The organism is Planomonospora parontospora (assembly GCA_014647935.1).
GTDB classification, from domain to species: domain Bacteria; phylum Actinomycetota; class Actinomycetes; order Streptosporangiales; family Streptosporangiaceae; genus Planomonospora; species Planomonospora parontospora.
The window spans coordinates 51,844-64,402 of the sequence record BMQD01000009.1; the positions used below are offsets into that span (position 1 = coordinate 51,844).

The 12,559-nt window shown below is 66.7% G+C and carries 10 protein-coding genes; 6 read left to right on the forward strand and 4 right to left on the reverse strand.

The genetic code is table 11. The features are described from left to right. Positions 1-36 precede the first annotated feature (36 nt). From IEZ07_RS15710 to IEZ07_RS15730, 5 genes are all read left to right on the forward strand, one after another. Entirely contained in the window at positions 37-1,767 is a 1,731-nt protein-coding gene (locus IEZ07_RS15710) for an ATP-binding protein (RefSeq protein WP_191895433.1), read from the forward strand. Between the two features lie 343 nt (positions 1,768-2,110). After that, positions 2,111-3,379: a restriction endonuclease gene (locus IEZ07_RS15715; RefSeq protein WP_191895434.1), complete on the forward strand. Its 1,269-nt coding sequence runs from the start codon at positions 2,111-2,113 to the stop codon at positions 3,377-3,379. Positions 3,380-3,629: 250 nt separating this feature from the next. Next, positions 3,630-4,841 (forward strand): IS701 family transposase, encoded by a 1,212-nt coding sequence (locus IEZ07_RS15720; RefSeq protein ID WP_301549325.1) that lies wholly within the window; start codon positions 3,630-3,632, stop codon positions 4,839-4,841. Between the two features lie 1,052 nt (positions 4,842-5,893). After that, the gene (locus IEZ07_RS15725) at positions 5,894-6,358 is read left to right on the forward strand and encodes a hypothetical protein (RefSeq protein WP_301549326.1); all 465 of its coding nucleotides are present in this window, start codon (positions 5,894-5,896) and stop codon (positions 6,356-6,358) included. A 568-nt stretch (positions 6,359-6,926) separates the two neighbouring features. Next, positions 6,927-7,463, forward strand: a complete 537-nt coding sequence (locus tag IEZ07_RS15730) for a histidine phosphatase family protein (RefSeq protein ID WP_191895436.1) — start codon at positions 6,927-6,929, stop codon at positions 7,461-7,463. Between the two features lie 226 nt (positions 7,464-7,689). Here the strand turns inward: IEZ07_RS15730 and IEZ07_RS15735 are convergent, their stop codons facing one another. The 4 genes from IEZ07_RS15735 to IEZ07_RS15750 all read right to left on the reverse strand — a co-directional run bounded on the left by IEZ07_RS15735 (position 7,690) and on the right by IEZ07_RS15750 (position 9,543). Next, the gene (locus tag IEZ07_RS15735; protein ID WP_191895437.1) at positions 7,690-8,196 is read right to left on the reverse strand and encodes a hypothetical protein; all 507 of its coding nucleotides are present in this window, start codon (positions 8,194-8,196) and stop codon (positions 7,690-7,692) included. Between the two features lie 38 nt (positions 8,197-8,234). Further along, positions 8,235-8,582, reverse strand: coding sequence for a VOC family protein (locus IEZ07_RS15740; protein WP_191895438.1), 348 nt, complete (start codon positions 8,580-8,582; stop codon positions 8,235-8,237). A gap of 206 nt (positions 8,583-8,788) precedes the next feature. Continuing rightward, entirely contained in the window at positions 8,789-9,079 is a 291-nt protein-coding gene (locus IEZ07_RS15745; RefSeq protein ID WP_191895439.1) for a hypothetical protein, read from the reverse strand. 11 nt (positions 9,080-9,090) lie between these two features. After that, complete coding sequence (locus tag IEZ07_RS15750) at positions 9,091-9,543, reverse strand: carboxymuconolactone decarboxylase family protein (protein WP_191895440.1); 453 nt, start codon at positions 9,541-9,543, stop codon at positions 9,091-9,093. 82 nt (positions 9,544-9,625) lie between these two features. Here IEZ07_RS15750 and IEZ07_RS15755 point away from each other — a divergent pair, with 82 nt between their 5' ends. Continuing rightward, the gene (locus IEZ07_RS15755; protein WP_204054441.1) at positions 9,626-12,532 is read left to right on the forward strand and encodes an AfsR/SARP family transcriptional regulator; all 2,907 of its coding nucleotides are present in this window, start codon (positions 9,626-9,628) and stop codon (positions 12,530-12,532) included. Positions 12,533-12,559 lie beyond the last annotated feature (27 nt).

Consider the following 12,559-nt stretch of genomic DNA (forward strand, 5'->3'; position numbering starts at 1 on the left):
ATAGAAAATACCGCAGAAAAGTCAGAGGAGAAGGAAATGACCAGGATCCCTGTAGTCCTCACGGGGCAGGCCCTCCAGTCGCTGCGCGACTCGGGCTACAGCCTCGCCGCCGCCATGGGCGAGGTCATCGATAACTCGCTGGAAGCTGGCGCCAACAACGTCCTCATCCGCATGGACGAGGCACCCGCCACCAGCCGCTCCAAGAAGAGCCACATCCACCGCATCGTGTTCTCCGACGACGGCTCCGGCATGGACGCCCACACCCTCCACCACTACCTGCAGATCGGGTACTCCACCCGCTATATGCGCACCGACACGATCGGCAAGTACGGTGTAGGCGCCAAACTCGCCGCTCTGAACTTCGGCAAGCGCATCGACGTCTGGTCGCGAACCGACGCCGATGCGCCGTGGCAGTACGTGTACTTCGACCTTGACGAGGCACTCGCCGAAGAGCAGGAAGGCAAGGGCTCATCCATCGGAGTCGACGCCCCTGAAGCAAAGTCTGTCCCGAGCGACTTCGACGACATCCTGCCGAAGGGCACCGGCACCCTGGTCGTCTGGTCGAAGGTCGACCGCCTCGAAGAAGGCCGGCGTGCCAAGGACTTCAACAGCCTGCGCCTGGAGGCCGAGAAGGAGATCTCCCGCATCTTCCGCGTCTTCCTCAACGACGGCCGCAACATCGAGATCAACGGTAAGAGTCTGCTCGCACACGACCCGCTCTTCCTGATGCCTGATACGTGGGCCGACCAGCAGCTTCGCGAGTACTACCGCACCGGCGAAGGAACACGGCTCGGCCTGAAGATCACCGAAGCTGACTACGAAGCGGAAGAGATCGCCAGAGAGCCGATCAAGATCGGCGACCACACGGCATACCTGACGGTGACCCTCTACCCGAAGGCCGCTACTCGCAAGCGAGGACTGGGCGGTGACGAGCTGGCGAAGAAGCTCCGCATCCCCGAAAACGAGGGCAGTATCAGCTTCATGCGCATGGACCGGGAGATCAGCTATACCAACGTGCCAATGATCTTCGGCCGCCGGGTAGACGACCCCGACCGCTTCATCGGTATCGAGGTCTCCTTCACTCCTGAGCTCGACTCCTACTTCGGTGTCCGCAACGTCAAGCGGGGCTTCGAGCCGCACGACGAACTCCGCGACAAGCTCCGCACCGCTCTGAAGCGCCACGTCAAGACGGCAAGGGACCGGCTTGAGGAGCGCTGGGGGGACGTCGCCAAGGAGCGCAGGGACCACGTGGGTGACCATCGCGAGATCACCCAGGCCGCCGCTGAAGCCGCGCGCACCCTGCCGACGCCTCAGGCGAAGACCGACATCAAGCCTGAGGAGGCCTACGAGGAGTTGGCCATCGATGTCCTGGGAACGGACGCTGACGAGCAGACGAAGGCCAACTACACGGCTCAGGTCAAGGACCTTCCGTTCGTCGTTGAGTCGGTCAACTTCCCCGGCAAGCAGTTCATGGACGTTCAGCACGTCGGCGGCAAGGTGATCATCCGACTCAACACGCGTCACCGGTTCTACAAGGAGATGTGGGAGCCACTGTCGGAGATCTCCAAGATGAACACCACCGCCATCAGCCCGGAGCAGGCAAGCAAGGCCACGCGCCGCGCGATGGAGGCTCTCACTCTGCTCCTCATCGCCTACGGCAGGGCGGAGTCCATGCACGAGGACCCGCACGAGCAGTACGAACAACTCCGTGACTACTGGGGGATATTCCTCGACTCCTTGATGAGCAAGGTGAAGGACGTCCTGTAGGGAAATCAGTTGTGGCCTGGCTCAAGCTGCTTAGCATCGGCCAGGACGCATGTCCTCAATGCCGCCGGCCTCCCTGACTGACAAGCACTCACTCTATTAACTAGAGAGTGAGCAGTACAGCACGTCTCTCGAAAAGAGAACAACTCTCTAACTGACTCACAATAGAAAGGGTGCCACAAAATCTAGTGGCACCCTTTCTCGTCCTCTTCTTCCGTAGTGTAAACAAATGCGTAGGCCGCATGAGCTGCGGCAGTGTATCGTCGTACCCCACTTCGATAACACCGTCGATGTCAGACCCCGCTGGGGCCGTAGGAACATGTCACAGAAGGATCGCTACTCCCCTATGGATACCCCTGTACGTCTTACCACCCCTGGTCAGACCACTTCGAATCGCGTCTATGGCATCCTCCAAAAGCACAATGGAGGCCCCCTTGAGCCTGCGCGCATCTTAAAGGAGTTAGGTAGTGCACAGGCAGCCAACATCACTCTGGAAGAGGAGCAGCTGCTCGAGACCTTGTTGCGAGATGACAGGCTGCGCTCCACTCGGGGCTATCGGCAGCGCTTCTCCCTATCAGGCCGATCCGTCCGCCTCCGGCCGCCCGGAAACACGGCCGAGCAAGCTATCGAGCAGGAGAACAAACAAGTTAAGAAACAACTGCTGGAGCAGTTGAGAGAAGTTCCTCCCGAAGTGTTCGAGCACATCGTCGCAGCTCTATTTACAGCGATGGAGTATGAGGAGGTGGAAGTCACTAGACGTTCCAAGGATGGTGGCATCGACGTCCGTGCCACCCTTGTTGCGGGCGGCGTGACGACCGTTCCTACCTCGATTCAGGTCAAGCGCTGGACGGGGAGGTCAGTGACAGTCAAGGAAGTGAGAGAACTTAGGGGCACACTTCTCCCCGGAACTCAGGGCATCATCGTAACCACTGGCAAGTACACCCGAGAGGCACCCCTCGAAGCATCGAGCAACGCGCTCGCCCCTATCCACCTCATCGATGGTCAGCTACTGGCGGACCTTCTCACTGAACATGGGATAGGAGTCCAGGCTTCGCGCCTTTCCCTGCTCTCCCTCGACTTAGATGCCCTAGCGACGATCACCGGCAAGGCCGAAAGTTCCGATCAGGACACCCCTTCACGTCCATCTGGCAGCACTCAGCGCCGCTACTACATCGAGAAGATGCCCTCTGATCGCAAGGGTGACCTCGTTAACTCCATCGTCACTATGACCTCACTCGCCACCGGGCAACCGTCCTGGGATGACTACATCGTCAATTTCCAACAACACTTTCCGACTATCACTCGGTCCGATGAGGCGCGTCGACGATCACGCGTTCTCGTTTCCCTTGGTCTCGTCGACATCGAAGATGGCCATATGAATCTGACTCTCATCGGCAGGAAGCTGCTGGAAAATCCGGACGCAAATTTCCTCCACAACATCTTCCTGAGCCGTATCGCAGGAGCTCAGGAGATCGAAGATCTTGCGCTGTCTCTGAAACGCGCGGAGCTACGTACCAGACTCCAGACCGAACCCCCAGCAGGCCTCTCACCCACCCAAGCAGCACTGGTCGATAAATGGCTTCGCCACTTGAAGGAGTCTGCGCCCTCCAGGTAGTCACCGGAAGCACAGTGACCAGAACTCACGCAGCACCCTTCAACCCGCTGGCGTCAGCGAGCCTTCCGTACTCCCACTTGGATTCGGGAAGCTCGCTGACGTCGGCGGGAGCTGGTCCCGATCGAGAGGTTCTGGCCAAAGGGATGGCGTGTCTAGAACGGCTTTCTCAGCGCCGACGGGCAGGTACTACATTCGTAGATCTTGATTCGTTTGACTGCGTCACGGAATGTGGTTGGTCCATCGTCAGTACGTGACGTGCGCTCTGACCTACGATCTCGTCGTGTCCTGGGATGCGGAACTGACCGCGCTGACCACCCGCATCGCCGACCCCCTGTTCACCCGGCCCGAACCGCGTGAGGCCTTCGCCGACCTGGTGCGTGCCCTGCTGGCCGACGTGCCCCGCAAGAACTCCTGGCAGCTGGCCGACCACATCGGCCACGCCACCGCCCACCGCTTCGAGCACCTGCTGGACCGCGCGAAATGGGACGTCGACGCCTTGCGCGACGAAGTCCGCTCCTACGTGATCGCACATCTGGGCCGCGCCGACGGCGTGCTGATCGCCGACGACACGGTCGCGATCAAGAAGGGCGAGATGTCCGTCGGCGTGGCCGAACAGTACTGCGGCCTGACCGGCCAGGTGGAGAACTGCCAGGTCATGCCCATGCTCACCTACGCCTCCGAGGCCGGGCACGCGTTCGTCAACCGGCGCCTGTACCTGCCCGAGTCCTGGGCGCACGACACCGGGCGCCGCGGCAGGGCCGGAGTGCCCGAGCACGTCGTCTTCCGCACCAAGCCCCAGCTGGTGATCGACATGCTCACCGAGGAACTCGCGGCCGGCACCCCGTTCCGCTACCTGTGCGCCGACTCCGGCTACGGCCGTGACCCGCACCTGCGCGCCTTCTGCCACGAACGACAGATCTCCTACGTGATGGCGGTCCCCATCGACCTGCCCCTGGTCGCCGTCCGAGGTGGCGTCGAGCCGGCCGGGCACGTCCTGGACCGGCTGCTGGCCCTCGGCCGAGCCGGGATCTGGGAGCGCCGCTCGTGCGGGGCCGGCACCAAGGGCCTGCGCGTCTACGACTGGACCGCGGTGTCCGCCGCCGTGGCCGGGCAGGCGCCCGCGCCCGGGTACGCGCACACGCTTCTGATCCGCCGCTCGGTCACGGCCCCGCTGGAGGTGGAGTTCTTCCTGGCCCACGCCCCGACCGGCACCTCGGTCTCCGAGTTGATCGAGGCGGCCGGGATGCGCTGGAAGATCGAGGAGAACAACGAGCACGGCAAGGACCTGCTCGGCCTGACCTCCTACCAGGTCCGCAAGTGGACCCCGTGGCACCGGCACGTCACCATCGCCATGCTCGCGCTGGCATTCCTGGCCGTCACGCGCGCCGCCCTGCCCGCCCCCGCCGACGAGACCGCCGGCGGGGGAAAAGACCGTCCGCTCCTGGAGGCGTCAGCGGGCTGAGGCTCGTGCGACTCTCGCTCGCCGAGATCCGCCACGTCCTGGCCCGGCTGCTCATCCCGGCGGCCAATGCCATCGATCACGTCCTGGCCTGGTCACACTTCCGGCGGCTCCACCAGACACGTGCTCTGATCAGCCATTACCGGCGACGCGGCGCCCCACTCCCAGCGGACCTACGAATGTAGTACAGGAGGGCCGCTTCTTGTGGCAGTGCTAACCAGTCTCCGGCATCGGTGGAGAAGAGACAAGAGACCAAGTTATGCTCAGCCATGGTCCTCCTATGAACACGTCATCATGATCACGTTCTGAGTGGGGTGGCAAGTGCCGGCCGAGGAGCCGTTCCGAATCTTCTGGAACTGCTGTACAGCAACGCCGTCGTACGGGAGCACCCCGTACCGGCCCGCATCCACCGCTTCACCAGGGCGGGAGGCCGTTGACGAGGTATCCGCTCTCCCTACGGATCAGGTGATCAGGGCTGAGGTCGTGACGATCGCAGACTGTGGCTCGCGCCGTACAGGGTCAGGGCGATCGGCTGCCGCAGCCCTCCTTCGTCGGGCCTTGCCATCGGATGACGTGGTGGCCGGTCTCAGCGGGTGCGGGACATGTACGGGATGATCTTGTAAAGAGTGTGAGCTGTGCGAAGCATTCGCGCAGCTCACACCGTATGAGCCAGCCATCCAACCATCGCTCTCCTAAAGCGGGTGTCGCATGTTCGAATCATGCCGGGGGCACCATCGTGACCAGCCGTTAGGCCCCTGACCAGGGGCTTGACGTGTCCTCTCCCAACGATCACATGCAGCCGAGTGCCACCGTGGGCAGCCGCGTGTCAGCGGTCGCGGGATATACGCGGGATGGATCTTCATGCATTCGCCCAGGTCGGCATGAGCTTCTGCGTAGCGGGATCGGAGATCCATCCCCGCCTATGACTCCACAGCTCCTCATCACGCGAGAAGCTGTCCGTCATGACCTCGCACCACGAGCAAGTGCGCGCCCGCATGCGAAGTGCCCCTCTCCAGGCGCCGCCCGCCCCGTGGCGGAGCTTGACTCCCATAGCGGTGGGAGGCCTCTCCTGCGTCGGATTCGGCACGCTTCCCGGAAGTCCTGACGATCTGCTGCTCGTCGTCTCAAGCAACGGCAGAGGGCTCTTCGACTGCGCGACCGGCACCCGGATCGCCCGCGACCCGGATCCCGACGCCGGCTGGCCCGACACCCACGAGCTGGTCCACGAGGGGATCGGCCCGCTCTCCGGCGTCTCCGTACCCGTGGCCGGCCTTTGGGGAGGGGGCCTCCACACCACCACACCCGACGGCTGGGCACTCGATGTCGTGGCTCCGGACTGGCCCGTCGAGAGCGTGATGCTGTCCGCGGCCAATGGCTCCCCTTACCGAGGCGAACCCGGCTTATCCTGGTGGCACGTACATCGGGAGGACGCCTGCGAACTTCGTGCCGTCGCCTTCTCCCCCAGCGGCAAGACACTGGTGATCGCCTCAAGCTGCACGTTGACGCTCATCGTTCGTTGAATCGTTCCGGCTTCACTGAAGGTGCCGGTCCGCGCCGGGTCTACGCGAGATCGGCGCGGCTCACTTTCAGACAATCCGCAGTCACCGCATTCTCCATACCGGTCCGACATGCTGATCAGCATGTCCCGTCTGTGCCGGTCGACGGGGAGGAAACGATGCAGGACGAGGAGCTGTTTGGTGGGCGGTCTCCAAATCACCCTCCGACCACCGCAACGTGCGCCTCCACGACAAGGTGACTGCACAGATCCGCAGGTCCAGGCGTCGTAGATCTGCGCCGCGCCTCGTCGAGAGAGACCATCTTCACCAACCGCCAGACCCCTGGCCAGGGGTCTGGCACATTGGTTCCGCAGGTGAGAACGGACACCGGATGTTGATGCGATCGGACAGCACTCGGTGATCGCCGGGCGTTGAAATCTTGCCGAGAACCGACAACGTCACCTGGGCGCGTCGCTTCTCTCCTCTCCACCAGGGCAGAAGCCACCGTGCTCTCTGCGCTCTGCCGAGTGATGGCTGTCCGCTTTGGGAGAAGCACGAGGAGATGCGCCAGAGGCAGCGTTAGCGTGACGTCATGCCGATAGAGATCGTTTTCGAGACGCATTCATGGAGCCAGGACAACGATCGAGGGATCGCCACCGGCTGGCTGCCCGGGAGCCTGTCCGATCGAGGGCGGCGCCTGGCCGTGGAACTGGGTGAGCGACGACGGAAAGACGGCCTGGCCGCCGTCTTCACCTCCGACCTTACCCGGGCGGTCGAGACCGCCTCCTTGGCGTTCGCTGGCACCGACATTCCGATCCTGCATGACTGGCGACTTCGGGAATGCGACTACGGCGACAACAACGGCCTGCGCGCGATTCAGCTGCACCGGAGCCGTTTTGAGCACCTCGACAAGCCTTATCCGAGGGGAGAGAGCTGGCGACAGGCGGTGCATCGTGTGGGCCGCTTTCTTGGCGACCTGCCCTTGCGCTGGTCCGATTCGCGGGTCCTGGTGATCGGCCACGTCGCGACGCGGTGGGCGTTCGATCACCTCATCAACAACGTGTCCTTGGAAGAGCTGGTAGATGCCGACTTCGGCTGGCGCGAAGGATGGGAGTACCGACTGACCTGACGGACAACCGACTACGACCATCGGGGCGGTGTCAAAACCCAGCGACACAACCCGAGGCGCATCAGCACCGGTGTCAGCCCTGGTCTACGAACAGTGCCGCGAACCACCTACAGAACCAGGCACATCCTCCCTCAACGGCCGCATTCAGCCGGATGCCGTCATGTGCAGCTAAACCGGTAGTCGCGATACGACCTTGAAGGCGCTTCCCCGGGCCGTGGTCCCTGTTTCAGCCGCCCGTGGGACGAGGCGCCGCCTTGGAACGATGTGCCCCTACAGCGAGCGCCGCGGCCGCGAGAACGTACGCGACCGCAGCCGACATGGCGGTTACGGGTTCCCCGCCGCTGGCGTGGAAGTCCGGCTGCGCACCGGCGCTGACATCGTCCGTGACGATGCCGCGGGGAAGTTCACCGAGGAAGAGCACCAGGTTGATGACTGCCATGACACCGAGAACGACCGCGACGACCACCCCTGCCGGCCACCACCTGCGGCAGATGGCCGCGAGCAAGACGAACAGCGGCAGAGCACCTGCAACGAAGGCGTCCAGGGCGAAGAGCGAGCGCGCCGCGGCGCCGATGAAGAGGGCTGCGAAGGAGACGAAGAGCGTATGGTCGGCACCGCCGCTCTCCGTCGCGGCGATGAGCGTCCAGGGCACCGAGAGGGTCCGCCGGGTCTCCTTCCACGCCGTCGGATAGGCCGAGGAGGAGAACGGGCGCCCATGGAAGTGCGACGTCATCTCGTGTGGCGGGTTCCGCCGTCGGTGGATCTCCACGATCAGCGGTGCCCCAGGACGTTGACCACGCGGCCGTCCGGGGTCCGGACGAAGAACCGGCGGACGCCCCACTCCTCGTCCTGCAGCGGGTGCACGATCTCGGCGCCGCTGTCGCGCATGGCCGCGTAGGCGGCGTCCACGTCGTCCACCTCGATGCTCATGTCGGGGGCGACGGGTGCCGTCCTGTCACGGGTCATGATGCTGACCTGCGCCCCGGGAGCGGACGGGGAGGCGAGGGTCACGATCCAACCGTGGTTCATAACCTCCTCCAGACCCAGGAGGCCGTAGAACTCCGCGTTCTCCTCCAGGGCTTCGGACTGGATGTTGGGGACGATCCGGCGGGCGGACATCGGCGACTCCTGCGGAAGGCGGGGATGCGCGTGTGATCCTTTCCGTCCAGGATGGCGCATGGGTTCCGGATCCGGCCCGCCCACCTCGCGGCGGGCCGGATCCGCGGCGCCCGGCGGCACCTCGCGCCGCCGGGCGATGGGAGCCGCCACCGCGGCCGGGATGACGGCCGCAGCCGGGGCGACGACCGCGACGTCCCGGCGGAGACTCAGCGCTCGTCGACGACCCGGCCGTTCAGGGCCGTCGCGTCCCTGGTGAGCGCCATGGTCAGCGGGGCCTCCGGGAAGGTGGAGATGGCGGCGAGCGCGGCGCCCATCTGCGCGTCGCTCTCCCAGTGCCAGGTGTCGCTGTACGTGCCGTCCTCCAACTCGACCAGCAGGGCGGCCGTCAGCCCCGGATGCGTCTCGCGGACTGTGCCGATCAGCGAGGCCCGGCGGGCCAGGAACTCCTCGAGGTCGGCGGGGTCGACGGAGTAGGTGTGGGACCGGACGACGGACACGGAGGACTCCTTCACCAGGTGCCGGCGATCTGCCGGATGGGGGCGTTGAGGCGGTTGAACAGGTTGGTCACGGCGATCAGCAGGAGGATCGAGGCGAGCTGCCGCTCGTCGAAGTGGTCGGCGGCCGCGTCCCAGACCGCGTCGGAGACCGCGTCAGCGCGGTCGGTCAGCCGGGTGGCGGCCTCGGCGAGTTCCAGGGCGGCGCGCTCGGCGTCGGTGTAGTGCGGCGCCTCGCGCCAGGCGGACACCAGGCCGATCCGCTCGTCGCTCTCGCCCAGCTTCCTGAGGTTCTTCAGACCGGCGTCCACACAGAAGCTGCAGCCGTTGATCTGGCTGACCCGCAGGTGCACCATCTCCAGGAGCTCCTCGGGGACACCCTGCGAGTGGGCGGCCTTGGCCAGATCCTGGATCGGCTGCATCGCAGCCGGGATGATCGTCACCGGGTTCTTCATCCGTGCCTGCATCGTTCTCGCTCCTCCGACGTGCTGTCTTCCTGACAGCTACGAGGATGGATGTCCGGATTGATAGATTCCCGATGCGTCGGCGATGGAAGGGCGATACGTGCAGATCCGCTTCACACTGCTGGGTCCGGTGCAGGTGCTCGCCGACGGCGACGTGGTGGGGGGCATCGCGCCGCGGCATCGCGCGGTCCTCGCCTACCTGCTGCTCAACGCCGGTCGGGTGATCATCATGGAGAAGCTGATCGACGCCGTGTGGGGACACGACCGGCCCGACACCGCCCGGTCGCAGGTCCACGCCGCGATCACCGCCCTGCGCAGGGCGCTCCGCGGTGTCGGCGCCGACCACGTTCTCGGCACGCGGCCGGGCGGCTACGTCGCGCTCCCCGCTCCGGGCGGGCTCGACGTGCAGGATTTCACCGAGCTGGTCGCGGCGGGCCGGTTCCGGGACGCGCTGGGACTGTGGAACGGCGACGCCCTGGCTGACGTGCAGGCCGCCTATGCGCAGGGCGCCCGTGCGCTGCTGGACGACCGCCGGCTGACCGCGGTCGAGCGTCTCATGCAGGCCGAGCTCGACGCGGGGCGCCACAGCCGGGTACTCGACGAGCTGGCCGGCCACGTGGCGGCCCAGCCGATGCGGGAACGGCTCGTCGGCCAGCTCGTCCTGGCTCTGCACCGCTCCGGACGGCAGGCCGACGCCCTCGCCGCGGCCCGGTCTTACCGTACGGCTCTCGCCGAGGAGCAGGGCCTCGATCCCGGCCGGGCTTTCGCCGAACTGGAGCAGGCGGTCCTGACCGACGCCCCCGCGCTCAGGGTCGCGGCCGAGGTCGCGGCCGAGGACCAGAACCGGGACCGGGACCAGGACCGGGAACAGGAGCGGGACCAGGAACAGGGCAAGGCCGGGGACAGGATCCGGTCGAACTTCCTGCCCTATGACATCCCCGACTTCGCAGGCCGTACCGCCGAGCTGGACCGGCTCGTCTCGGGGCGGCGGAACGCGATCGTGACGATCGACGGCATGGCCGGCATCGGCAAGACCACGCTCGCCGTCCGCGCCGCCCACCGCCTGGCCGATCGCTTCCCGGACGGTCAGCTCTTCATCGATCTGCGGGCGCACACCGCGGGCCAGGACCCGCTCCCGGCCTCCGCCGCGCTCGAGGCCCTGCTGCGGCAGCTCGGCCTGACCGACATCCCGACGGCGGAGAGCGAGCGGAGCGCCCTGTGGCGCGCCGAGCTGGCGCGGCGCCGCGTCATCGCCGTCCTCGACAACGCGGCGGACGACGAGCACGTGCGTCCGCTGCTCCCCGGCGTCTCCGACAGCCTGCTGCTGATCACCAGCCGTCGGCGGCTGACCGGTCTGGACGGCGCGCACGCGCTGTCCGTGGAGGTGCTGCCGTCCCGCGACGCCGTCGCGCTCTTCGAGAGCATCGTGGGCGAGCGGGCCGCCGACGAGCCGGAGGCCGTGCACGAGGTGCTGGAGGCGTGCGGGTACCTCCCGCTCGCCATCCGGATCTCCGCGGCGCGCCTGCAGCACCGGCCCCGCTGGACGGTCTCCTACCTGGCCGGCCGCCTGCACGACGAGCGGCGGCGGCTCGCCGAGCTCGCGACGTCCGAGCGGAGCGTCGCGGCGGCGTTCACGGTCTCCTACGAGCAGCTCGGTACGGCAGAGCAGCGGATGTTCCGGCTGCTCGGGCTGGCTCCCGGCCAGGACATCGAGCCGCACGCCGCGGCGGCCCTCGCCGACGTCCCGGTGTTCGAGGCCGAGGGACTGCTGGAGGGTCTCCTGGACGCGCACATGCTCCTGCAGCGCGAGCCGGGCCGGTACACCCTCCACGACCTGCTGCGCGAGCACGCCCGTTCCCTGAACGAAGCCGAGCGCCCGGACGGCGGCCCAGACGGCGGCCCAGACGGCGGCGCGCTCATGCGCCTGCTCCTGCATTACCTGCACCGGTCCCGCTCAGCGGTCAAGCTGCTGTTCCCGCACAGCGTCCCCGACCGGCCGAACATGCCGCCCCAGATCACGCCGGTGGAGCCCATCGGCGGCGCGGCGGAGGCCATCGGCTGGCTCGACGCCGAGCGTGCCAACATCATCGCGACCGTGGTCCACGGGCCCGAGGTGTGCATCAGCCACCTCGCCGTGGCCCTGAGCCCCTACCTCGACCGCCGGGCCCACCACGACGACGCCCTGACCCTGCACGGCATCGCGCTGCAGCGCAGCCGCGCGCTCGGGGAACACGCCATGCCGCCGGGCCGCGCGCTCGCCGACCTGTCCTGGACCCACTGGCGGCGCGGCGACTACGAGCAGGCCGAGGACTTCGCCCGCCAGGCGCTCGCCGCCTGCGAGGACCCGCATGAGCGGTCGCTCGCGCTCAACGCCCTGGGCAACGTGGCCTGGCGCCGCCGGGAGAGCGCCGAGGCCGAGAAGCACCTCAAGGAGGCGCTCGACCTCACCCGGATCGCCGGCGACCGGGCCCGGGAGGGGTTCGTCCTCGCCGACCTCGGCATGATCCTGGTCCAGACGGGCCGCCACGAGGAGGCCCGGCGCCATCTCGACTTGGCGCTGGCCCTGCACCGGAAGGAAGGCGACCGGCTCGGCGAGGCACGGGTGCTCAACCACCTCGGCTCGGCCCTACGAAACCAGGGCAGGGCCGAGGAGGCGATGGCCTGCCACCGCCGGGCCGGGGAGCTCTACCGCGCCATGGGCAACGGCAGCGACGAGGCCTCGGCCCTCAACGGTCTGGGTGAGGCGGCCCTGGCGCTGGGCGACCCGGCGCGGGCGATCGACGAGCACACGGCGGCGCTCGCGCTCGCCGGTGCGGCCCGCAACCGGCCCGAGCAGGCCCGGGCACACGACGGCCTGGCCAGGGCCCACCTCAGCATCGGGCAGGACGACCGGGCGCACGAGCACGGGCGCTCGGCCCTGGATCTCTACGAGGAGCTCGGCGTCCCCGAGATCGACGAGGTGCGCGCCTTCCTCGGGGGTGCTCAAGCCTGAGAGCGCTTGAACCCGAGGGCGCCCAAG